The organism is Paenibacillus sp. S-38, assembly GCF_049942825.1.
Taxonomy (GTDB): Bacteria; Bacillota; Bacilli; order Paenibacillales; family NBRC-103111; genus Paenibacillus_G.
In genome coordinates this window covers 2624568-2648959 of sequence record NZ_CP187970.1, presented here as the reverse complement: position 1 = coordinate 2648959, position 24392 = coordinate 2624568, and the positions used below count along the sequence as shown (strand labels likewise).

The following is a 24392-nucleotide window of genomic DNA, read 5'->3' as shown; positions in this document are numbered from 1 at the left end:
GCAATAAGTTATGTAATGGTGAAGCTATGCGAACGCCATAAGCGTTATGCCATGATGAGGCGGCGTGAACGCGAGTAACGATGATCAGCGTTACAGCATGATGAGGCGGTGCGAACGCCAGTAACGAAGATCAGCGTAATGCCAGCGGCAGGCATAACAAGCCGGCCTCCCCGGTAAATACATGGTGGCACGTTTTCCGTAGGTCAGCGATCCGCAGATTTTAACAATCGTTAATTTAGTTCTAAACTAATTATATGTAGGATTTCCCTGTCCGTCAAATGAAAACTTTGGCAGCTTGTCTGTAGCAAGTGCGGTTGCCATTGCCTTAAACTTAGGAAAACCCTTTCAACATCCATTGACTTCGGCGCCTGCCCTCCTATACAATCGAACAAACCCCATTCGAACGGGCGTTCAAGCCCAGATCGGACAACACATGTAATTATGGTAAAAGGAGGTACGACTGCAATGACCGGGGCCGAGCCTGATGTGAAAGAGAAAATTATGGAGGCCGCCAAGAAGCTCTTTGCAGAACTTGGCTACGAGGGAACCAGCGTTAGAAACATTTGCGACAAAGCCGGCGTCTCGCTCCCGCTCGTCTCCTATCATTACGGTGGCAAGGAGAATGTATACTGGGCGATCCTCGAACCCTTGAAATCCGTCCCGTTCCGTCCGGCGACCGACGACCCCAAGGAGGATCTGCTGCATTTTGTGGAGACGATGATCACCTTCCTGCAGAGCGAGCCCGAGATCGCTCACATCCTGAGGCAGGAGCTGTCGATGAACAGCCCGCGGTCGGAGACCCTCTTCCCGCTCGTACAGAATATCACCGACCTGCTCCGAAGCATCCTCGAGCGCGGCCAGGCCCAGGGGGTCTTTCGCCTCCATTCGGTCGCCCATACGATGAAGCTCATCATCGGCTCGATGACCGCCTTCAGGAACGTGCGCTGCTTCGAAGCGCTCTACGGCTCGGATGCGGAGACGCCGCTTCAGCCGAAGGAGCTGTTTCATTTTATCTATGGGGGAATCAGAGGCTCGTAGTTTCATTTTTGCGCTCCGTCATGCTTCACATAAAGGTCGCTTTCAAAAATGAAATACATCGCCGGGGAGTTGCAGGGCTTGGACCACTCGCGGCAGAGGGGATAAAGGAACTCAGATGCGCTATTTGCCGGTCTAGCGACCTCACTTTTGAGAAAGCGGAACTCAGATGCGCTACGGGGACAAAAGTCAGCCCAAAACGCTGAATTTGAGCACATAAGATATCTGAGTTCCGCTATTTCGTGGGAAATACCGGGAAATAATCAAATAAGATACCTGAGTTCCTCTATTTTCGTGAGCGCATTCATAGCCAGACACAGCTAATCCTGATGCCCGCTTCCCTTTACCGCCAGCTTTTCAAAGTATACTGTTTCGGCCAGGAGGTGTGTCGCGTGACTACGCTGAAGTTCATGGCGGAAGACTCGGCCGCTCAAGCTTCTTCGCTCATGCCCATCGAGCTGGCGAACCTGATGCAGTCGGGCGGGGATTGATCGACCTGCCTGTGATAGTACAGCTAACCTGTTTGCGGGTCACCGGGGGACCGGATTAAGGCAGCAGATCTGGAATGGCTCCACCGGCGGCCCGTAAGTGGAGCTGGCGAAACAGATGGGTCGTCCCAGGATGGACCGACCAGAGGGCCGTGGGGGAAGCATTGCGATTCAGCAGGTAGCCGGCCGAGGACTCAGTGCAGAACCGCTATGCCCTTTGCAATCCTGCTTCAAGGGAATGTCTAACACCGGACACCAAAAGAAACCTCCAACCCGGGCATCGCTGCGGTTGGAGGTTTCTTTTCTGCTGAATTATAGTGAACGTTGGCTGGATCTTATCTGTTCTTGTGAGCTCCTTTATGTGAAGCTTAACGAAGCACCTAACGAACCAGCGGGTCAAGTGGAATGGGTATGTTAGGCGCCATTGTCCCTTACAGGCCAGCCCGCTGCTAACCCGCCAGCTCCTGCAGAATAGCCAGCACCTGCTCGCGCTTGACCCGCGACATGCCATTTTCGCTCAGCTGCCGGAGGCTGTTGTTCTTCGCGAAGTTCAGCATCGGGCTGTCCATCAAATGCGGAATATGCTTGTGCATGGCCGCCACCGCCGCTTCGTCCTCCAGCAGGTCCTGAATGGTGGTCTCGAGGGTATAGGTCACCCGGAACAGGTCTGCGGCACGGTAGCGGAACCGGTACGAACCCGAACCCACGACGAGCCGCGCTCCCTGCTCAGTCTCAGACGCCGCAACCACGCCTTCCGAGGCCGCGGTATCCGCTCCGCCTTCGACCAGGCCGGCCAGGGCGGCGCCTTTCAGCACCACCTCCGCCGTGGTGTTCGCCGGGATCTCGACGTGCACCTCGATCTCCTCCCCGTCCACACGCCAGCCGGTTTCGACCCGGCCGTACAGCGACTGGTGCGCGGCCCGGGCATGGGTGAGCTTCCGGCCGCCGAACAGCGGCTCGATGTGCACCCGCTTGTAAGCGGGTACGGCGGTGTCCATGTCGAGGCCCGCGACCCTGCGGTACATCCACTCCCCGATCGCCCCATAGGCGTAGTGGTTGAAGGAGTTCATGTCGTCGCTCCAGAACGAGCCGTCCGGCTTGATGCTGTCCCAGTGCTCCCAGATCGTCGTCGCGCCTTTGGAGACGGAGTACAGCCAGCCCGGATAGCTTTCCTGCAGGAGCAGCTTCACGGCGGTATCGTGATAGCCGCTGTTCGAGAGAGCGAAGCACAGGTACGGTGTGCCCACGAAGCCCGTCGACAGATGATAGCCGTTCTCCGCGATGAGATCGTTCAGATCCTTCGCCACCCGCGGCTTGACGCTGTCTTCGACGAGATCGAACATCAGCGCGAGCACATGCGCCGTCTGCGTCGGGGAAGCGATCCGGCCCGTGGCCGTAACGAACTCCTCGCGGAACGCACGGACGATGCCCTGATGCAGCTCGCCGTACCGGCGGGCATCCTCTTCGTACCCGAGGACCGCTGCGGAATCGCGGAGCAGCCGCGTCGAATGCGCGTAGTAAGCCGTGGCTACCAGCTCCTTCGGGGTCGCCCCGATGTAGCTGTCCTCCTTGGCATCTAGCGCGAGCCAGTCGCCGAAGTGAAAGCCCGTGTTCCACAGGTATTCGTTCTCGCCCTGGGCCCGGATATACTCGACCCAGGCCTTCATGCTGTCATACTGCTCGGCCAGCAAGCGGCGGTCGTCGTAGTAACAGTACACGGTCCACGGGCAGATCACCGCGGCATCACCCCAGGCTGCGGAACTCGCGCCACCGACTACGTCAGGGATCACGAACGGCACGCCGCCGTCCGGCAGCTGCTCCGCCTTCAGGTCGCGGAGCCACTTCGTGAAGAACGGTCCGCCTTGGTAGTTGAACAGCGCGGTGCCGATGAACACCTGCGCGTCGCCGGTCCAGCCGAGCCGCTCATCGCGCTGCGGGCAGTCGGTCGGCACGTCGAGGAAGTTGCCCCGCTGGCCCCACTGGATGTTCCGCTGCAGCTGGTTCACGAGCTCGTTCGAGCAGTCGAACTCACCCGCCGGCTCCATGTCCGAATGCATCACCTCACCGGTGAAAGCCTCCAGCGGAAGTCCGTTCTCCTGGCCCGGGAAGCCTTCAACCTGGACATAGCGGAAGCCCATGAAAGAGAAATGCGGCGCATAGCTCTCGGCCTCCCCGCCCCGGCATGTGTACTCCACCGTCTGCTTCGCCGGGCGCAGGTTGCCGAAATAGATGTTGCCGTCCTTGTCGAGCACCTCGGCATGGCGCAGCACAATCCGCGTGCCGGCCGGTGCCGAGACCTCGAAGCGCATGCGGCCTACCATGTTCTGGCCCAGATCGAGCACATGGTCGCCGGCCGGTGTGACGAAAGCGGACACGGGACGCAGGCGCTCCGTCACCCGCACAGGCGAGTTCTCCTGCGCAACAAGCGTGTCGAGCGGCAGGTCCAGCACCTCCACCGGCTTCCAGCCGCCGTCCACGGCGGCAGGCTCCGCCGTGCTCCACCCCGCGGGCTCCAGCCGGGCGTCATACGTCTCGCCGTGGTAGATCGTCGAGTACCGGATCCCGCCGGTCACCGCAGTCCAACTCCCGTCGGTACCGATGACCTCCTCCCGGCCGTCCGCGTACCTCACGTGCAGCTGCAGGAGCGCGGCCCGGCGGTCGCCATACTTGAAGTCTTTGCCCTCGAAGCCCATGCCGCTCTTGTACCAGCCGTCGCCGAGCCGGATGCCCGCCGCGTTGCTTCCCGGCTGGAGCAGTCCAGTGATGTCGCAGGTCTGGTACTGCAGCCGGTTTGGGTAGCTGGTCCAGCCCGGCGCGAGCTCCTCATCCGAGACCCGCTCGCCGTTGACGTAGAGCTCATACACCCCGGCCGCCGTCGCATAAATCCGGGCGGAAGCGATTACACCGCCTTGAAGCTCGAAGCCCCGGCGGAGCAGGAAAGCCGCCTCTTCCTGCGGATCGATCGCGCCCGCATCCGGCGTAATCCACTGCGCTGTCCACTCGCTGGGCTCCAGCAGGCCCATCTCCCACCACGCGGTCCCGCTCCACTCCGATTCGCTGCCGTGGTTGTCCCAAACCTTCGCCCGGTAATAGTACCGAGTACGGCTGGAGAGCACGGGGCCGGCGTACGGCACCTGAATGGACTGGTCCGACTCCGTGCGGCCCGAGTCCCAGAGGGGGGCGTCGAAGCGGTCTTCCCCGGCGGCCACCACGATCCGGTAGGCCTGCTGCAGCGTATTCCGGCGGTCCGAGCGCAGCTGCCAGCTTAGGCGGGGCTGTGCAGCGGAGAGGCCGAGCGGATTCGTACGATACTCGCATGTTACACGTTCAACGGTTAAGGCTCCCATGGTTAACACACTCCATTGTTTTGGATTCGATTCATGTTTCCAATCTAAGGATTTATTTCTCACCGGGATTCGCTTCCGCAAGTTGTCTTCTATCCTTTGACGGAACCGGCGGTCATTCCTGCCACGATTTTCTTGTTGAAGAAGATAAAAAGCAGCAGCGGAGGAAGCGTGATCAGCAGAATGTTCGTGAAGAGCAGGTTCCACTGCGTGACATACTGGCTGGAGAAATTATAGAGCGTGAGCTGCACGGTCGCATTCTTGGAGCCCGGGAAGAAATACAGCGGGTTCGTGAAGTCGTTGAAAATACCGACCGACGAAGTCACGATAATCGTTGCGGTCACCGGCTGCAGGAGCGGCAGAATTATCCGGAAAAACAGCGTCAGTCCACTGCACCCGTCCACGATGGCCGCCTCGTCGATCTCCCGCGGAATGGCGGACATGAAGCCCTTGTAGAGCAGCACGCAGAACGGGAACCCGAGCGCCACCTCGACCAGCACGAGGCCGGTCATCGTCTTGAAGAGGCCGACGCTGTCGAGCACCCAGATCGTCGGTACGATCGCCGGGGGAATGATGAGCCCCGAGAGGACCAGGAAGTTGATCCACGGCGTCGCCTTGTCGGTCCGGCGCTGCATGACATAGCCCGCCATCGCGCAGATGAACACAAGCACGAAGATGGACAGAACCGTGAGCACCGTCGAGTTGTAAAAGGCCCGCAGCAGCATGTAATCCCTGGCCGCAACCACCTGCTTGATATTGTCCCAGAGGTGAATCGAAGAAGGCCAGGCCAGATTCAGCAGGGACGACTCCTTCGTATTTTTCATAGCATTGACGATAATAAAATAGAACGGAATCCAGAACAGGATGACCGTCATGCCGACGGCCGCGATCTCCGCGCCCCAGCTTCTTGCTCCCTTGTTCATAGCTCGGCCTCCTTTCGGTTCAGGTACATGTAGAGCGGGAAGGCGAGCATCGTAACGACAAGGAACAGGATCACGTTGCCGGCCGTAGCGAGTCCGTAGAAGCCTCCCTGATACTGCTTGTAGATGATCGAAGCGATGAGGTCCGTCGAGAAGCCCGGCCCCCCCTTGGTCATCGCCCATACGAGGTCGAACGACCGCAGGCCCCCGATGAAGGAGAGGATAATGACCGAGTTGGTAGCCGGCCGGCTCAGCGGCACGATGATGTTCCAGAACTTGTGCAGCGCACCGCCGCCGTCAATCTGCAGCGCTTCATAATACTCCTCGGGAATCGAGAGAATCCCGGCGATATAGATGACGGTGGCGAAGCCGACCCCCTTCCACACATCCACGAGCGCCACGGAGATCAGCGCGAGATCCGGATTGCCCAGCCAGTCGGGTCCGGCGATGCCGAGCTTCGCCAGCGTCGTGTTGATGAGCCCCTGCGTCGGGTGCATCATCATGCTGAAGGCCAGACCGACCGCTATCGTACTAACCAGCGTAGGGAAAAAGATGACGGACCGCAGGTACCCTTTCGTTCTGATTTTTGATGTCAGGAAGACGCCGAGCAGCAGGCCGAGCACCACTTTGAGCACGCAGGTGACTACGGCGTAGAGCAGCGTGTTCTTGAATCCGATCCGAAGCGAAGGCTCTTCGAAGAACGTAATGAAGTTCTCGAGCCCGATGAATTTCCATTCGATCAGCGACCAGCGGGTGAGGCTGAAGAAGAATGACATGAGGGTCGGCACCAGGAAAATTGCAATATAGATCAGAGCGGCAGGCAGCAGAAAATAGTAGGAATACGTGCGTTTGAATATCGTAGTCATTCGTCTCTCCACTCCAGTCCTTCAGGAAGCGGTCCGGCCTGTGCGGCGTTCCAGGCCGGGTCTTCCGGTCATAATCGCCGGCGGTTACCAGCCCTGAAGGCCGAGCTGCTTCGCCTGCTTCTCCACATCTTTATCGTACAGCTGCGCGCCTTCCTTGGCCGGCTTGAAGCCCGCTCCCACTTCGGTTGTAATCTGCGCCAGGCTCGGCCCCTTGATCGGGGAGACGAACTCCAGCGCCGGCGCCGTCTTGTTCGTGTCAAAGTAAGGCAGCATATCCTTCACCACCTGCGGCACATTGTCCGGAAGCTTCGCCTCCTTGACGAGCAGCGGGCCCGACGGCTTCGACATCTTCGTGAGCGCTTCGATTCCTTCGATGGAGGAGGTGAACTCGACGAACTTTTTGGCTTCCTCAATATGCTCGCTCTTCTTGTAAATATAAGCGCCGTTGGATACCCACACCGTCAGGCCGTTCACATCGGGGTTGTCCCCCGGCTGGGCGAAGAAGCCAATATCGCCGATCTTGTCCGGGTTGTTCTGCTCGATTGCCGGAATGGCGAAGGTCAGCATCGGATAGTGGGCCCCCTTGCCTTCGGCGATCATCTTCAGGCCGGCATCGTAGGTCGTCGCCAGGAAGTCCTTGTTGAAGTAGCCCTTCTTCCCGATCTCTTCCAGCTTCTCGAAACTGCGGAGCGCCGCCGGCGTATCCGCGAACTTCGCCTTGTTGGCCGTATAATCGTCCGCAAACTTCGGCGTCTGCGCCTGAACGTTGTAGTAGTCGGCCAGGACGACGATCTGGGTCGTCCAATCATCCTTGAAGGAGCCGATCACCGGCGTAATCCCGGCGGCCTTGATTTTCTCATTGTTCGCCATAAGCTCCGCCCACGTCTTCGGCACGTTCAGCCCCAGCTGCGCATAGATCTTCTTGTTGTAGAGCCAGCCTCCGCCCATCGTAGAGCCGAGCGGACCTGCATACAGCTTGTCTTTGAACGTCACCGTAGGCTTGAAAGAATCCACGACGTTCTTCATGAACGGCTCATTCGTCAGATCGACGAGGTTCTGCTCGGGATTCAGCGCTTGCATCAGCGACCCGGCATTGTACCAGAACACATCGGTCATGTCCCCTGTGGCGAGCCTCGTCTTCACGAGGTTGTCGCCCTCGCCGCCGCCCGGACGCGTCTCAAGCTCGACCTGGATGTTTGGATATTTGGCTTCGAAGGCTTCGATCACGCCTTTGGCCTGGTTCACCGAATCCTGTGTATTGTCGGTCAGCAGAGAGATCGTGACCGTCTTGCCTTCGCCCTGTGGAGCGCTTCCCCCGGACTCCTCGTTGTCCGCCGCGCCGCCGCAGCCTGCCAGCACCCCCGCGAGCAGCGCCGCCGCCGACAGCACCGATATCCGTTTCGTCTTCTTTTGTCTCATGGGCTGATCCCCTTTCAGATCCGAGTGTATGACCATCTTTTTCGTTTGACCGGAGATGGTTCCCCTGTGGTTCTTATTGTAGCCCGCTTGGCGCTGATCCGGCAGTGGGTCATAATTTGGGTAGGCGTCCGTTTTTTTTGGGAGCGTTATCAATTCTGGATCCGAAGAAATCGGGCCTTATACAAAGTATCTTAGCCAAAGCAGCTGTTCAGAGCAGCTTGTCCAAGCCTCATGGTCCAGGCGCTATACGAGAGCTTGCAGGGAGAGCATGCGGCAAGATAAACGGCTTCGTCGTCCATATACGTTCTTTGATTTCAAAAAAGAAGCCTCCTACGCAGGCGGCGCAGGAAGCCCGGAGAGCTCCTTATACTGACCGGGCGTGACACCGGTATATTTCTTGAACACTTCGGAGAAATGGCGGTACGTGTGGTAGCCGACCTTCTCGCTGACCTCCTGGACCTTGAGCCCCTGCAGCAGCAGCGACTTCGCGAGCTCCATCCGGTAACGTGTCAGGTACTTGATGTACGACTGTCCCATCTCCTCTTTGAAAAGCACGCTGAAGTACGTCGGATTCATGCCGACATGCTCCGCCACCTCCTGCAGCGTCAGATCCCGCGTGCCGTGGCCTTCGATGTACTGCCTCGCCCGGGTGACGGCCGCATGCTTGGTATCCTCGCGGGCCGAGCTGCTCCAGTCGGCGATTTTCTCGATCTGCCGGCGGAACCAGGCGGCCACCTCGCCATTGGCAGCCATCTCCCGGAATTCGATGTGCGGCATGAAGCTCTCCCACGGCCCGCCGGGGAAGTCGCCTGCGTTCTTCTTCGACTCCTCCGCAGCCAGATAGATGAGCCTCAGCATCTCGTGCTCGGCCGCTTCAATCCCCAGCTTCCCGGACTGGATCGATGTGATGAACCGCTCAGCCTGCTCCATGAGCCCCTCCCGGTTTCCGGAGCGCAGGCTGAGGATGACGGCCTCCTCTCGCTCGGAGAGCCCTTCGGGCGCAGTAATACGCTCGCCGAGATCCTCGAAGCGGACCAGGCTCATCTCCCCGAGGAAGCGGGCCGACTGCAGCGCACGCGCTGCTTGCCTGTAACTCTCCGCCGCTTCCGCTGGGCGCGGATACGTCCGCCCGCAGCCAACCGCCGTGCCCGCCTGCTCCGACTCGCCGAGCAGCTCGTCCCACAGCTCCTGGCCGGGCGGCAGGAAATGAAACAGCACATGCAGCCGCTCCTGCCCATGCTTCACAGGCACCGCCCGGTAGGCGGGATGGTCCGGCGGAGCAAAGGCTTCCGAAGCCGCCGCAAGCACCGTGACGGCTTCAACCTCTACGGCATACGGACCGAAGCTCTCCCGCCACCGCGCTTCGGCCTCCGCGCCGGACAGGAGAAGCTCCAGCACTGCCTTCTCCAGCAGCTCGCGGGAGCTGACCTCCACCATCCGCTTCATCGCATGCATTTCCTGCTGCTCGCTGACCCGTCCCAACACCTTGCCGATGGCTTTTTCGATGCTCTCGATAGTGATCGGCTTCTCCAGGTAATCCACAACGCCCAGGTTGATCGCCCGTTTCACGTAGTCGAACTCGTTGAACCCGCTGAACACGATGCAGTACGTCTCCGGTGCTTCCCGCATCACTTCCTCGATGAGCCGGAGCCCATCCATTCCGGGCATCCGGATGTCGGTGAAGATAAGGTCCGGACGCTGCTCCCGGAATAGCGCCAGCGCGGACAGCCCGTCGCCGGCGGTGCCTACCAGCTCGATCCCAAGGCCCGTCCAGTCAATCATCGCCCGAAGCCCCTGAAGTACGATGTATTCATCATCAAATACGGCTGCTTTCAGCATCACGTGTTCCCCCTTTATTTATCTTGATCTCCCCAGCGCCCGGCTCCCTGCGTCAGCCGTGTGGTCAGGTCGTCCTCGGCTTAAAGTGCAGCCTCAATGCGGGTCCCCCCGGCCCTCTTCGCTTCGGACGGTGAGCGAGCTCGTCGGTCCGTAGGACAGCTGCAGACGCTTCCGCACAATGCGCAGACCGCAGTCCTGCTTATGGAGCGGTCAGGCCGTCTTCGGCTTGAAACGCACCTCGATGCGCGTTCCCCGGCCCTCTTCGCTTTGGACGGTGAGCGAGCTCGTCGGTCCGTAGGACAGCTGCAGACGCTCCCGCACATTGCGCAGACCGTAGCCCCCCTCGGTGACCGATACATCCGCCATGCCCACCCCGTCATCCTCAACGGTGAACAGCAGATAGTCCCCGTCCCTCACGCCCGTCAGCCGGATCGTCCCTTCGCCCACCTTGGGCTCAAGACCGTGATAGATCGCATTTTCCACGAGCGGCTGCAGAAGCAGCTTCATGATCTCCATGCCCATAATGGCGGGCTCTACCTCGACCTCGAATCGGAACCGGTTGTTGTAGCGGATGTTCTGGATCGTCATATAGTGTTCGATGTGCTTCAGCTCTTTGAAGACCGGAATCGTCTCCTGTCCCTTGTTCAGGCTGAGCTTGAAGCTCTCGGACAGCGACACGGCCATCTGCGCGATGTCGTGGTTCTTCTGGAGTACGGCCATCCAGTAGATGGAGTCAAGCGTATTGTACAAAAAATGCGGCTTGATCTGCGCCTGAAGCGCCCGCAGCTCCGCCTCGCGCTCCTTGAGCTCCGACTGCACGACCCGCTCCGCCAGCTCCTTGTTCTCGGAGGCCACCCGCTTGAACGTCTCCCCGATCGCCCCCACCTCGTCGTTATCAAAGGTCGTGACGAAGTGCCGCGTGCCGGTCGTCCACTCCAGCATCATCTTCTTGATCTGCAGCAGCGGCCGGACGATGCTGCCCGAGAGAATGACCGAGACGATGAGTGCGATCAGCGCCATCAGCGAGGCAATGACGGCCGTGTACAGGCCGATCTTATTCGACTTGCGGAGCAGCTCCTCCATGGGCATCAGGTGCACGAACGTCCACCCCGTCGTCTGGTTCTCGTAGCGGGAAACGAGATAGTCCTGCTCCTTCAGCCGGTTCAGTGCCTCGCTCACCGTCCCTTCCTTCGGCAGCTTCGTACCCGGCAGCGCGTCATTGTACACCGTGTGAAGACCGTCCTGTGCCTCGGCCAGCGCCATGAAGCCGCCCGCGTCGTCCGACCCGTTGAAGATGCTGCTGAATATCATATTCGACACGTTGATAATCAGGTAGCCGATCGGCTCCCCGTCCGGGCTCTCTGCATCCCGAAAAAGCTTCACCGTCGAGAACGTATTCTTGGCTTCGCCGAGCAGGTCGTACCCGAGAAACACCACCCGGCCCTGCGCACGGTTGGCGCTTTGGTACCACGGGGAGGCTTCGATGAGTTCCCGTTTGTCATCCTTCTCGTAGATCCCCGCATCATCGGAGCGTCCCGAGCAAAAGATTTTGTAATCGAGGTTCATCAGACAGATCGAAGTGACGAACCGCGTATCGAACAGATTGTTACTGATGACCTTCTGCAGGCGGTTCGCCGACCATTCACTGGTGTCCCTCTGTTCGAAGTTGGAGCCGGTCCGGCTGTGGAGGAGTTCCAGCCGGATCTCGTCATTGACCACGATTGCGCGGTTCAGGTTGACGAGATTGCGCAGCAGCAGGTCGGCGACCTCGCTGGAGGTTTCGAGGTGCTTCACGTTCGTCTGTGTATTCGTCTCCGTGAGCGCATCGCGTGCCGTATCGAACGATACGTAGCCCAGAATAAACAGCGGCGGCAAAGCCACCCCGATCATGGCGGCGAGGAACCGCCTGCGGAGCTTCTGGAAGCGAATTTTGTCAACCAGCATGCGCAGCCAAGATTTCATGATGCGGACACTCCTGTCTTGATGGAACCGTTTTCGTATGCAGGTATGCGTACCTGTTATGGGTGGAATCAGAGTGACACTCGGAAAAAGGAGGCCGGGTTCGAGTGGAGCTGATGCGTCCGGGAAGACCCGACTCGCCAATGGCGCAACTCCGATACGTCGTGGTGCACTTGGCCAGGTCCCCTCTGCGAATGGCAGAACTACGATACGCTGTGATACTTCTGGACAGGCCCCTCTGCAAATGGCGGAACTCTGATATGGCGTTGTGATGCGCTGAGCAGGCCCCCTCTGCAAATAAAGGAACTCAGATGCGCTATGGATGCCAACCGTAGGGTTTTCCCGTGGTTTCTGAAGGAATAAGGCATCTGAGTTCCGCTATCCCTCGGGAAATATCGGGAAATAGCCGAATAAGATACCTCAGTTCCGTTATCTGAATCCTGCGTCCGGTTTCTCTTCCGACTCCGGGCTCGGCCTGGTCCGCCTCTCGATCAAGCCCTCGCAGCTTCAGCCCCTTGCAGGACTCGTTCGGCTCCGCAAGCAGTACGGATGGCCTGCAGTGCCGCGTCCCACCATTGCCCTGCTGCTCTCCGCAGCCTTACGGCTCCCCCGAAGGGCAGCTGCTCCCCGGCGCAACCTCATCGCCCTACACCGGACGGAAAGGCAGCCCTGCCACCAAGTTAGCTTCAGTATAGGGGAAACCGGGTGCGAATTCTATTGCAAAATCAGCCAGCGCTCCGAAGATCGCCCTCCCTCCCTCGGAGCACAAAAAAAGGGACCCCAAGATCAGGTCCCTTTCCTTCCACTTCATTCCAATCCACTGATGCCTTTTCCCACCCACGAGAATCCCGCCCCGGTAGACTCCCCCTCCAACATCACAGGCTAGATGGAAATCAGATCTTTCACATCGAAGTTCACGGTCACTTCGTAATCCGCTTCGAAGTTATCGTACTTGATCTTGGCCGAGCCAAGCTCCAGATCATAGTACCAGCCTTCTTCCGCCGCCACCCACTCCGCCGGATCGAGGAACATCGGAAGCTTCCGGCCCAGCAGCTTCACCCCGACCGGAGCAATGTGCCTGCACACCAGCTCCATGACGACCCGCTTCACGGTACTCGGGTAAGCACCTTCTTTGCTGAAAGAGATAACCGTATTCCGTTCGGTTTGAACGCTGATCGTTGTTTTGAGATAGTCCCCGTTCTGATAACGGTTCGTTACGCCGTCGTCTTCATACAGCACGAAGCCTGCATTCTCGGACGGCTCGATGAGCAGATGCAGCTCTTCCACCTGGTCCTGATGAATGTTCTGCAGATGCGGTGCAAGAGGAATAATCGCTCCGCTTCGGATGAACATGGGAATGGAATCGATCGATACCCGCTTCGAGATCGTCTGACCCCCGGTATAGCGCTCTCTGGTATGCCAGTCGATCCATTCGCATCCTCTAGGCAGGTACACCTCTCTCGTATCCGCCCCTTTCTCCAGCACATTGGCCACCAGGATCGACCGCCCCAGCATGAAATCGAAGCTTTCCTCCCACGTGGCCGGGTCCTGCTGGAATTCATACACCATCGGACGCATCACCGGCGAACCTTCGACCGACGCTTCGTACAGCAGGGAGTAGAAATAAGGCACCAGCCGGTACCGAAGCCGGATCGCCTCCCGGATGTAGGGCGTGTAGGAAGGGTACATCCAAGGCTCCGTCACGGTATTGTCGGTGTTGCAGGAGTGAATGGAGAATCTCGGCTGGAAGATCCCGTTCTGTACCCAGCGCACGAACAGCTCCGGTTCCGGGGCGGGACCGAAGAAGCCGCCGATGTCGCAGCCTTGGTTCGCTACACCGGACAGGCCCATGCCGAGCATCACGGGAATATTGAATTGCAAGCTGTGCCAGCTCGTACTGTTGTCGCCCGCCCAGGTTTGGGCATAACGCTGAATCCCGGCAAAGCCGGCACGGCTCACGAGATAAGGTCTCGTATTCGGCGCAGCCTCGGCGATCGCTTCCTTGGCCGTATGGGCCATCAGATTGGGCAGAAGCGGCCGTACGGCGCTGATTTCCTTCTTATCGCCTTCATACTCGCAGAGCGCATCCGGATTGTTGATTTCATACTCGTTGTTGTCGTTCCAGATGGAAGTAACGCCCAAGCCGATAAACGAAGCGATAAGATGCTCCTTCCATAACTGTCTGCCCTTGGGATGGGTGAAGTCCACAAAAGAAGCTTGCCCTCCCCAATACCGGTCCGTCTGGGGCTGCTTCCCGCTTTCATCCCGGATGTAAGCCCCCGCCTCCTCAAACCGTTTATACAACGGGTGGGTCAGCAGCATGCCCGGCTTGACATTGGGAGCCAATGCGGACCCCTTGCTTTGCATTTGTTCGATAAATCGCCGGGGGTCAGGGAAGCGCTTATGGTTCCAGTTAAAGACATACCTTTTCCCATCTTCTCCCGTGGTGTAGCCGGAAGACATGAAGAATCCGTCGCAGGGGATGCCTTCCGCCCTGCAGCGATCCATGAAGCTCAAGATCGCTCCATCCGAGTTCTGATCCAGTTCGGTATAGTACATGGTGGAGCCCATATAGCCCAGCGAATACTGTGTCGGCAGAATCGTTTTGCCCGTCAGATCCGTGTAGTGCCGGACCACATCCTTGATTTGAGGACCGTACATGAAGAAGAGATCCAATTCCCCGCCGTCCGCGCAAAAATAGCTGTACTTGTTCCAGTACCCGCTGCGTTCGCATCCCATGTCGAAGGCGGAATCATGGCTGTTATGATAGAATAAGCCCGTCGCGGCCTGCGTGGGTCCATGAAACTTGATATAGAACGGGATGTGCTTGTACAGCGGATCCGTATGCTCGGAGTCGTAGCCGATCGTATCGACGTTATGCATCCGCAGTCTTCTCTTCTTTTTGTTCAGATGCCCGCTTTTCTCACCGAAGCCGTAGTAGTAATCTTCGTCCTTCATGCCGGAGTAGTGATACAGCCGGCCCTGCTTATCTTGCACATACGCACGCTCTCTCAGATCCTCATGAAGCACCCGGCCATCCGCATCCGTGATATCGATAGCAAAAGGCTCCTTATGAATCAGAACCCGCAGTGACTTCGTACGCAGCAGCAGATGGGTCCTCTCCTCTTCGTAGGAAGCCGGGAGAGCCTCCACTCTCCTGCGGTCCTCCATCATCGCATCCATCTTGTCATCCCATGCGGTCATGGTCAGCGTGTATGATGCTTCTTCCGCAAACTGTTCGTCGAAGGTACAGCGGATCCGGATCACATCATCGTTCATCAGATAGATGCGGTACTTGGCTTCATCGGTCACGAGATCCAGATAGTGATGCCCTTGTACGGTCTGCAATAACTTGCGGCTTACTCTCATGATTTATCCTCCGTGTTCCTACCCGTTATTTATATGGTTGTCGCTGCATGAATGCTTGATTGCCATTTCTTCAAGCCCGTAGCCGTTATGGCTGGAGTTCGATCTGCACTTACTTCATCCCGGAGGTGACCATCCCACTGACAAATTGACGCTGGAATAGGATGAACACAACAAGCACCGGAATCATCGTGATCACGGACATCGCCAGCAGACTGCCCCAGTCGACGTTATATTCTCCAATGAAGTTGGACAAGGCCAACTGAATCGTGTACAGGGACGGATCGCTGATTCCGATCAAAGGCCACAGGAAGTCATCCCACCGCCACATGAAGGAGAAGATGGCGAGCACCGCCAGGATCGGCTTGCAGATCGGCAGAATGATCCGCGAATAGATGCGCCACTCGGACGCGCCGTCCATCCGGGCCGCCTCAAGCAGTTCTTCCGGTACGGTAAGCAAATACTGCCTCAGCAAAAACACCCCTGTCGGAGTGGCCGCCGGCGGAATGATCAGAGCGAGCAGCGTGTTGAACAATCCCAGAACGCTGAGCACTTTAAAGATGGGGATCATGATGACTTCCAGGGGAACCATCAAGGTAGACACGAACCCGACGAGCAGCACCGTAGCTCCTGTAAATTTGTATTTCGCCAGCGCGAACCCCGCCATGGAGTTGATCAGCAGCAGCAGGATCGTGGAGCTGACCGTAACAATCGCGCTGTTAATGAAGTAGCGGCCGAAGTTACCTTTTTCAAACGCGGCCGTAAAATGCTCGAAGGTGAACGGCTCCGGCAGGAATCTGGGGGGAAAGCTGTACAAATCATTGTTCGTCTTGAAGGACGAGAGTACAATCCAGAGCACCGGAAACAACCATAAGGCTGCCATGGCAAAAAGAAGTACATATAATGCCGTTTTGGCGGATGCTTTCAATTCCACGTTAATCGGAGCCTCCCTTGGACAGCTTGAACTGCAGTGCGGTAAACATCGAAATCAGAACAAACAAGACCACGGACATGGCGCTGGCCATACCCAGCTCCTGCTTGGCAAAGCCGGTTTCGTAAATAAACTGCACGATATAGGTCGTATCCTGGCCGGGTCCGCCCCCCGTGAGCGCAAACATGAGAGGGTACGCTTTGAAGGCTTCAATCAGCGTCAGCATCACGACGAGTACGGTTGTAGGCTTGAGCAGCGGCAGGGTAATGCTCCGGAATACGCGGGTCTTGGAAGCCCCGTCCAATCGGGCCGCCTCATAATAATCGTTCGGGATCGCCTGAAGGCCGGCCATGAAAATCACCATATAAAACCCGAGGCGGGACCAAATCGTTGCAATAATCACCGATACATTGGCAAAAAACGAATCCGATAAAAAATGAAGAGGCTCCATGCCGAACAGGGTCATCAAGTAATTGAGCACGCCAAAATCGCCGAAAATCCATTTCCATGTCAAACCGACAATGATATAGGAAATCATGGTAGGCCAATAAAACACGGAGCGGAATAACCCTTTATACCGGATGGGCTGGATGAGCATCATCGCCACGGCGAGCGACAGGCAGCAGATCGACGGCACGACAATCAGCGCATACAGAGCGGTTCTTCCCAGTGCGCTCCAAAATTCGTCGTTCGCAAAGATCTCTGCGTAATTGCCAAAGCCTACAAACTCCATCGGATTCAAGCCGTCATACTCATGGAAGGAATAAATGAAGCCGATTACCATGGGAATGACGATAAAGGTGATGAAAATCAACAAGTTAGGCAGGACAAACAAATACGGGATCCATGTCTTCGTTTGTCCCGGTTTCCGGACCCTTCTTGCTTTTAACGCCGAGGCTGGTACAGCCATCCATTCTGCTCCTCTCTAAAGCCCCTGTCTACTGAAGAACCGGCTGCCGCCGGATGAACCGACAGCAGCACATCCTTCCACGAACGGAGCGCGCGTGTATTATTTCTTGTCGTCACTGATCGCTTTATCAATTAAGCCTGCAACCTCATCCAAGCCTGCCTGTGCCGAAGTTTTCCCCCCGACAATCTCCGAAAGCGTCTTCTTCAGATCGTTGCTGAATTTAGGCACAATCGTCTGCTTGGACCAGTCCTCCGCTGCGGCCGGAACGGTGCTGTTCAGCTCGTTCGAGAACACTTCCATCATCTCTTTGCCAAAAGCATAATTCAGCGTCGCGTTGTCTTTGCGCGGGCTGAGGAACAGGGCCTCCTGCGTATACTTCGCATTGACTTCTTTCGTAGAGATGTAATTGATGAAGTCGGCAGCTTCCTTCTCCACACCGGACTTCTGGAACGCCATGGCGAATTTGCCGCCCGGTACGGACGAACGCTGTTTCGCCTTCGGCATGTACGTAACGCCCCATTCGAAGTTCGTTATATCTTTATAGTTGCTGATCATCCAGTTCCCCGCCAAATGGGCGGCAACCGTACCGCTGCGGAACAGGTTGTTCGGGTTCTCCCCGCCGAGCCACACGGATGTCGGAGCAATCCCGTCGGTATGCAGCTTTTTGAAGAATTCCGCCGCCTGTACCCCAGCTTCGTTGTTGATGGCCGCTTTGGTTCCATCCGCAGTCATGAGGCTTCCCCCGAATTGATACAGAAGCGTAGACCAGCGCTGCGGGGTATAATCCCATACCAGACCGTATTTGGCCCCGCCTTTGTCCATAACCTGCTTCAGGGCAGCGGCGAATTCATCCCATGTCCAGAGGGCATCAGGGGAAGTCGGCACCTTCACTCCGGCTTTGTCGAACAAGGTCTTATTGTAGATCAAACCGTTCGCGGTTACGTCCATTGGAGCTGCTACCGCTTTGTTCTTCACTACATAAAACGGTTTCAAAGAATCGACGAATTGTCCTGTGTAGGCGTCCAGCCCGCCGTTCGTCTCCCCCAGGTCCACCGCCTGATTGGCAAATGCGCCAAGCTCCGACGTACTGATTCTCGCCAATGCGGGAGGTTTGCCGCCCGAGATCATCGTTTTCAGTTTCGTGGACAGGTCTTTGTAAGGAACTTCGATCATATTGATGTCTACGTTCGTGTTCTTGGCTTCGTAATCCTGAATGATGCCTTTCATGATATCGCCTTCATTTCCATCCGAGAACCAGACAAAGTCCAGCGCTGCCTTCTTGCCGCCGGCTGCTGCTCCTCCCCCCGATTCCTTTTGGGCGCATGCAGCGGTCATCAGGGTCGTCAGAACCATCACCATACCAATAGAGATCGTTTTCATTTTTCTGTTCATCCCTTGTACTCCTTCTCTCTGCTTAAAATAAAATGGATAAATACGGGTTATGTATGGAGTAAAGCATTACGTCCCCAGGCCTTTTTTGCGAAAGTGCTGCGGAGACATCCCCGCGTACTTCTTGAACGAACGGCTGAAATGAACCGCTGTGTTGAACCCCAGCTTCTCTGAGATTAACCCGACGGGCTCATCTGTCGTACGCAGCATTTTTTTCGCTTCCTCAATCCGTTTGCTGATGATATAGTTGTTGACCGTATAGCCGGTGACCTCTTTGAAGCAGTGGCAAATATAGTATTTGTTGAGATGCAGGGCACCGGACAAGGTCTGAAGCGAGAAATTCTCCGTATAATGCTGATTGACATACTGCAGAATACGGCGGACATTCTCCTGCGTGTGCGTTGGCTGTACTACAGGCGCAATTTCATGCAGCCGTTTGGCCTTCCGATAAACCGCCACCAGCAGCTGGGTTAAGAATGTTCTCAATATGAGCTCGTAGCCGAACGACTCCCGTTCGTTTTCGCGGTGAAGGGCCTGGAAGTACATCTCGATCTCTTTGCGCTCTTCCGGGGACCAGCGAATTAATAGGCCGTTCGGTGCTTCGAACAAGGACATCAGTTTGTGGAAGATCTCCTCCGGAATCTGCTCCTGCAAAAAAGATACTGTAAAATTGACATAGCTTCGGATGTAGGGAACATCCTTGGACGGATTCACCCTGTGTATGGTGCTTCCGCGAAATAGAAGCATATCTCCCGGCGACAGATCGAATATCTCATCGCCGATAATATAGTTCGCATTCCCGCGAATGAAGTAATACACCTCCAGCCCTTCATGGGTATGAACGGGCCAGTTGTACTGCCAATCGTCTGCGTCCGCCCGTACGTATATGCCTAATTTTTGTAGAGCCAGGTTGGTGGGCGTATGAATGACCAAGAGGGGCCTCCTTTCAAACCAAGCAGTAACAGCAGGCAGTGATCTTTTTCACTCAAAATATATCATGCCTAAATTGGTTCGACTTAACCGATATTGCTTTTCATTTGATATGAATTGTTGAAAATAAAAATGAGAGTCGGGGAACTCATCCGAAATTCCCCCACTCTTCTTCGATCCTGGCTTTGAGCTGCCGGTTTCGATACTCCAGGAAGGCCAGCATGTACCTTCTTAGAATCGCTCTCTCTACGATCCGCCCGAGCAGGCCGAAGGGGGCTGAGAAGACCAGCGTGTCCCTCATCAAGGTGGTATGGGGGCCCAGCTGCGTGAATGTATGCTCATGTCTCATGGTTTTGAATGCGCCGCTCAGCATCTCATCGACAAATCTTCTCGGCCTGTCATATTCAACGACCCTGGACGTCAGCCTCTGGGTGACAAAGAAGTGCCTTGCCTGAAAGGTGACCGTTTCACCCGGCCCGATCATCCCTGAAGTTCTTCCTGCCACGGCCCGTTCTCTCGTATGCTTCCATACGGTCTGCGTATGCAGTTCGATGCATCGTGCTCTGTCAAAGCACCGCTCGACAGGCACCTGGATCTCTATCTCGGTTGAACAAGTAATCATCACACCGCCTCTTTCCTTAAAACGAGTTTATCCGATTGTTCCCATGTAAATCCACTCCCCAGGGTGTGGATAAGGCTCATCAGCCCTTCCCTTCTCATGGGAGAACACTCCGGTATCGGCCGCCGAGATTTACAAAATTTTTCTAAAGATGAAGGGATTCGCAAATTATCCACGAAAATAGAATGCATCAGAAAGCGGTATCATAAAATTACCGTTGGCTTGGTGCTTCCCGTTTGGGTTTCCTGTCCCCCGCCCCGTATTCCGTTTCCCGCCACCCTTTAATTCGTAAGCGCTTACTTGTCCCGTTGATCCGTCCCTTTCTCTTCCATCCCCATGATGAAAGGATGATTATCGTGCGCTCCCGGATCCAGCTTATCCTCTCGCTCTGCCTTGTCCTGACCCTGCTGTCCACCGCCCTGCCCCTGCCTGCCGCCCCAACCGCCGAAGCGGCCGCCCCTTACGACGGGCTCCGCGCCAAATGGAGGGATGTGCTTACCGGCGGGACGTCCATCGACCCGTCGGCTCCCGAAATCGCCTCGAAGATCCAGGCGATTGAAAGTACGGCAGTCGGCTTCCAGGCGACACTGAAGCGGGGAGCCGACCGCGACGCCTGTAAGTGCCTGTGGCCCGTCCCGGCCGCCGAGCTTCCGAACCGGGCGTATATTTTCCAGAGCTATGACCGGCTCAAGGCGCTGGTCCTGGCCTATAAGACCCATGGGAGCTCGCTCCAAGGGGACAGCGCTCTGCGTACGGACATCTTCGAAGCGCTCGACTGGCTGAACGCCAACCGGTTCAACGCCTCCAAGCCCGGCCCCGGCTCCTCCCAGTGGTGGTACGGGGAGATTGGCGCCCCGCTGCGGCTCGGCGAGATCATGGTCATGCTCTACGATGAGCTGACCCCGGAGCAGATCGCCGCCTGGACGGCCGCGATCGACTACAACTCCCCGATCTCCTACAGCCCGATCGAGGAGTACAAATACATGGCGGCCAACCGCGTATGGCGTTCCATCGTGCATGCGCTGCGCGGCATCAATGGGGAGACCCCCGAGAAGATGGTCCAGGCCCGCGACGGGCTGAGCGACCTGACGGATGGGCGCCGCGGCGATCTCAACGTATTCGCGTATGAGTCCACCGGGGACGGCTTCTACCCCGACGGCTCCTTCATCCAGCACGGCAAGTTCGCGTATAACGGCGGGTACGGGAACTCGCTGCTTAAGGATCTCTCCGACGTCATGTACCTGCTGCAGGGGACTCCGTGGGAGGTCACCGACCCGCAGAGCGCGAGCGTATGGAAGTGGGTATCGGATTCCTTCGAGCCCCTGCTCTACCGAACCGGGGTCATGATGGATATGGTGCGGGGACGGGAGGTCGCCCGCTATAACTTCCAGGACAGCACCGCCGGGCACAAAGTGACCTCCAGCCTCATCCGGCTGTCCCTGATCGCGCCGGAGACCGAAAAGGCGAAGCTCCAAAGCCTCGTCAAGGAGCTCGTCAGCGGGGACGCCAGCTTTTACACGGATGCTTCGATCGAGATGATCGGCCGCGCCGGGGCCATCGTCAGCGATCCGGCGGTTGCCGCCCGCGGGGACATCTCGTTCAACAAAATGTTCCCCCGCATGGCCCGCGCCGTGCATGTACGTCCGGGCTTCGGATTCGGGATCAGCATGTTCTCGAACAACGTGGCGAATTTCGAAAACAACTTCGAGCTCCGCCGGGGCTGGTATACCGGCTCGGGCATGACCTACACCTACACGGCCGACAGAGAGCAGTACGGCGACGGATTCTGGGCGACAGTCGATTACTACAAGCTGCCTGGGACCACGGTCGACACGAAGCCCCGGACACTGAACGTGACCGAATCCGTCTACGTGAACACTGACGGCCGGGTCGGCGGCGTGTCCGACGGTCAGTACGGCGTGGTCGGGATGGGCCTCACGGCGCCCGGCGCTTCGGGCACCTCGCTTACCGGCAAGAAGGCGTGGTTCCTGTTCGACGATGAGGTCGTCTCCCTCGGGACGGACATCCGCCTGAACGCCGACGAGCCTTACACCGTTGAGACGATCGTCGACAACCGGAAGCTGAACGCGGCCGGCGATAACACGCTGACGGTGAACGGAACTCCCCGCGTGCCCGCGCTCGGTTCCCGGGAGAACCTGACCGGCGTCTCGTGGGCCCATCTGGCAGGTAATGTGCCCGGCTCGGATATCGGCTACTATTTCCCGGGAAACAACGCGGTGCTCAACGCCTCGCGTCAAGCAAGAACCGGCCGGTGGGGTGACCTCAACGTGAATACGAAGCCGTCGCCCGATACGCCGCTGACCCGCAGCTACGCGGCGCTCTGGTTCGATCACGGGGTGAGCCCGCAGCAGGCTTCGTACCAATATGTGACGCTGCCGAACAAGACGGCTGCGCAGACCTCCGCCTACGCCGCGCGTCCCGATATCCGCGTCCTGGCGAATACTTCGGCGGTGCAGGCGGTGCGGGAGCGCAAGCTCGGTCTGACCGGCGCCTTCTTCTGGAACGCAGGCCAGGCTTCAGCCGGCGGGATTGCAAGCTCCGGCGTGGCTGCCGTCCTTGTGAAGGAGACGCGGGAGGGTCTGAACGTCTCCGTCGCCGATCCGACGCGCACCGGAACCGCGCCTATCGTGATTAAGCTCGACGATTATGCGATCGGCGTCATCTCGGCCGACCCTGGCGTGACGGTCACCCAGACGTACCCGTGCATCCGCTTCACCGTCAATCCTGCAGGCACGGAAGGCGGAACGTTGACGGTCAAATTCCGGCAGAGAATATATGATGACAGTCCGATTATGCCATAATCCGGTCCCCGAGCCGGCCGGCAAGACGGTCAGAAGCCTCTTGGGACGGTTCGGGGACGCGGCATAATAACCATGACCGCCAGGACAACAACAGGCGTCCACGTTCTTTTGCCGTCCGGCCATGGTTTAGCGTCTTCTGGGCTGGACCGTCGCCGGCTTGCCCTGTCGTTACTCAACCGACGAAGGAGCAGCCTGCCTCGGCAGCTGCTCCTTCGTCGGTCCTTTGCTTTTCAACCTCGCTTCATTCACAAGGACCCGAGGATGTCCGACAGCGACTCCCAATGGTCTTCGATCCAGTGCATTTCCTCAATAAACCGCGCCAGCAATCCGCGCAGCCCGCTCTCAAGACGAACCTCCGTACGCAGCCACCAGAGCGATTCGATCAGGTACAGCATACGCACTGCACAGGAGAGCGTCCCTTCCGGCATTTCCACATAAGTACGGTATCCGTTCATAAATGCCCGGGCTGTGTCCATCTGCAGCTGTCCCTTCCGCAGACACCCCGACAGGATGGCACGGGCCGCATCAAGGTCCGGATAAGCCATCGTCATCCGGTCAAAATCAACGATGCCGGCCACATACTGCTCCTGGAGCACTATGTTGTCCACCCACAAATCCCAATGCAGCCATCCCGTCCGGCAGGAATCGAACTGGCCAAAATCAAGTGATTCCACCACAGCCTGTGACCGGCTGAGCCACTCCAATACAGTCTCGTCCCCGGCTTGATCGGCCTTCTCCCAGCTGCCCTGCCACTCCTTCAGATAACCGGCCTTATCCGGCCTCCAAGCCGGTTTGTCGAGCGGCGGAACGGACTGCAGCCACCGATGCATCCGCCCTGTCGTGATACCCAGTCCATCCATTTGGGCGGCATTCAGTTCCCCGGCTTCGGCCGTATATCCGTCTGTCCACTCCTGCACCGTATAGTACAGCCCGGACGGGGCTTCTTGAAGAAACGGTCCGACGCCGCAGCGATAAACCTCCGGGCACGCGATGCCCGCTCTGCTCAGCTCATGCTGCAGCCCCAGTGTCCTTTCGATCGCATTTTTTCTCTCGGGCCGCGTATGCAGCCTGTATCTCTCCGGGTGGTAGCATTTTACGAACACAGGCCCTTGATCCGTCACGGCCTTCCACTTGACGTTGAGCCAGCCCTTATCGATGGGCAGCATCCCGCTCACGGGCCATCCAAACTGCCGGTTCAAGGCCTCCGCAATCTCGGCGGCTGAGCGCTCTTCCAACTCCAGACTCATATGGCGGACATCCCTTTTTTTCTAAAAAAGACAAGAGAATTTAATAACGATAGGATCGCTATTCCAATAAACATAACAAAGGATACAGGATCGCCGCCGATTGATAGTGCATCAGAAAGGATGCCGATCTGATATGTTAAATAAGCGGAAACTGCAAGACTAGCAGATAGAATGATTCCTATGGTAAAGACATTCATAATAGATGAATGATCTTTATGGAACAATTGGATGATTAATGAGACCACTTGTATGACGATAAACAAGATATAAATGGGTCTGAAGTTAACAAAGATCGTTGTAATTTCCAT

General features: G+C 57.4%; 16 protein-coding genes. 2 read left to right on the top strand and 14 right to left on the bottom strand.

Going from position 1 to position 24392, the window contains the following annotated elements; genetic code table 11:
- Positions 1–465: 465 nt before the first annotated feature.
- Positions 466–1038: a TetR/AcrR family transcriptional regulator gene (locus ACP26L_RS12140; protein WP_426452774.1), complete on the top strand. Its 573-nt coding sequence runs from the start codon at positions 466–468 to the stop codon at positions 1036–1038.
- Between the two features lie 934 nt (positions 1039–1972).
- On the opposite strand, the gene ACP26L_RS12135 is transcribed toward ACP26L_RS12140, so the two are convergent.
- From ACP26L_RS12135 to ACP26L_RS12080, 12 genes are all read right to left on the bottom strand, one after another.
- Entirely contained in the window at positions 1973–4870 is a 2898-nt protein-coding gene (locus tag ACP26L_RS12135) for a family 78 glycoside hydrolase catalytic domain (RefSeq protein ID WP_426452773.1), read from the bottom strand.
- A gap of 89 nt (positions 4871–4959) precedes the next feature.
- Positions 4960–5790 carry a carbohydrate ABC transporter permease gene (locus ACP26L_RS12130; RefSeq protein WP_426452772.1) on the bottom strand — a complete coding sequence of 277 codons (831 nt, stop codon included), beginning with the start codon at positions 5788–5790 and terminating at the stop codon, positions 4960–4962.
- Positions 5787–6653 (bottom strand): carbohydrate ABC transporter permease, encoded by an 867-nt coding sequence (locus ACP26L_RS12125; protein WP_426452771.1) that lies wholly within the window; start codon positions 6651–6653, stop codon positions 5787–5789. The genes ACP26L_RS12130 and ACP26L_RS12125 overlap by 4 nt, the downstream gene beginning before the upstream one ends.
- An 84-nt stretch (positions 6654–6737) precedes the next feature.
- A complete protein-coding gene (locus ACP26L_RS12120; RefSeq protein WP_426452770.1) occupies positions 6738–8072 on the bottom strand; it encodes an ABC transporter substrate-binding protein in 1335 nt (444 codons plus the stop codon).
- A 330-nt stretch (positions 8073–8402) separates the two neighbouring features.
- Positions 8403–9911 (bottom strand): response regulator, encoded by a 1509-nt coding sequence (locus ACP26L_RS12115; protein WP_426452769.1) that lies wholly within the window; start codon positions 9909–9911, stop codon positions 8403–8405.
- A 210-nt stretch (positions 9912–10121) separates the two neighbouring features.
- Positions 10122–11873 (bottom strand): cache domain-containing sensor histidine kinase, encoded by a 1752-nt coding sequence (locus ACP26L_RS12110; protein WP_426452768.1) that lies wholly within the window; start codon positions 11871–11873, stop codon positions 10122–10124.
- 879 nt (positions 11874–12752) lie between these two features.
- Positions 12753–15239 (bottom strand): TIM-barrel domain-containing protein, encoded by a 2487-nt coding sequence (locus ACP26L_RS12105; protein ID WP_426452767.1) that lies wholly within the window; start codon positions 15237–15239, stop codon positions 12753–12755.
- Between the two features lie 109 nt (positions 15240–15348).
- Positions 15349–16170, bottom strand: a complete 822-nt coding sequence (locus ACP26L_RS12100) for a carbohydrate ABC transporter permease (protein WP_426452766.1) — start codon at positions 16168–16170, stop codon at positions 15349–15351.
- A 1-nt stretch (position 16171) separates the two neighbouring features.
- On the bottom strand, positions 16172–17077 hold the full coding sequence (locus ACP26L_RS12095; protein WP_426452765.1) for a carbohydrate ABC transporter permease: 906 nt from the start codon (positions 17075–17077) through the stop codon (positions 16172–16174).
- A gap of 99 nt (positions 17078–17176) precedes the next feature.
- Entirely contained in the window at positions 17177–18469 is a 1293-nt protein-coding gene (locus ACP26L_RS12090) for an ABC transporter substrate-binding protein (protein ID WP_426452764.1), read from the bottom strand.
- A 66-nt stretch (positions 18470–18535) separates the two neighbouring features.
- The gene (locus ACP26L_RS12085; protein ID WP_426452763.1) at positions 18536–19399 is read right to left on the bottom strand and encodes a helix-turn-helix domain-containing protein; all 864 of its coding nucleotides are present in this window, start codon (positions 19397–19399) and stop codon (positions 18536–18538) included.
- Between the two features lie 145 nt (positions 19400–19544).
- A complete protein-coding gene (locus ACP26L_RS12080; RefSeq protein ID WP_426452762.1) occupies positions 19545–20018 on the bottom strand; it encodes an SRPBCC family protein in 474 nt (157 codons plus the stop codon).
- Positions 20019–20371: 353 nt separating this feature from the next.
- On the opposite strand from ACP26L_RS12080, the gene ACP26L_RS12075 reads away from it, so the two are divergent.
- Complete coding sequence (locus ACP26L_RS12075) at positions 20372–22837, top strand: polysaccharide lyase 8 family protein (protein WP_426452761.1); 2466 nt, start codon at positions 20372–20374, stop codon at positions 22835–22837.
- A 245-nt stretch (positions 22838–23082) separates the two neighbouring features.
- Here ACP26L_RS12075 and ACP26L_RS12070 read toward each other — a convergent pair whose 3' ends face one another.
- Together ACP26L_RS12070 and ACP26L_RS12065 are read right to left on the bottom strand one after the other, a co-directional pair.
- Positions 23083–24084 carry a phosphotransferase enzyme family protein gene (locus ACP26L_RS12070; protein WP_426452760.1) on the bottom strand — a complete coding sequence of 334 codons (1002 nt, stop codon included), beginning with the start codon at positions 24082–24084 and terminating at the stop codon, positions 23083–23085.
- Positions 24081–24392, bottom strand: coding sequence for a hypothetical protein (locus ACP26L_RS12065; protein ID WP_426452759.1), 312 nt, complete (start codon positions 24390–24392; stop codon positions 24081–24083). The genes ACP26L_RS12070 and ACP26L_RS12065 overlap by 4 nt, the downstream gene beginning before the upstream one ends.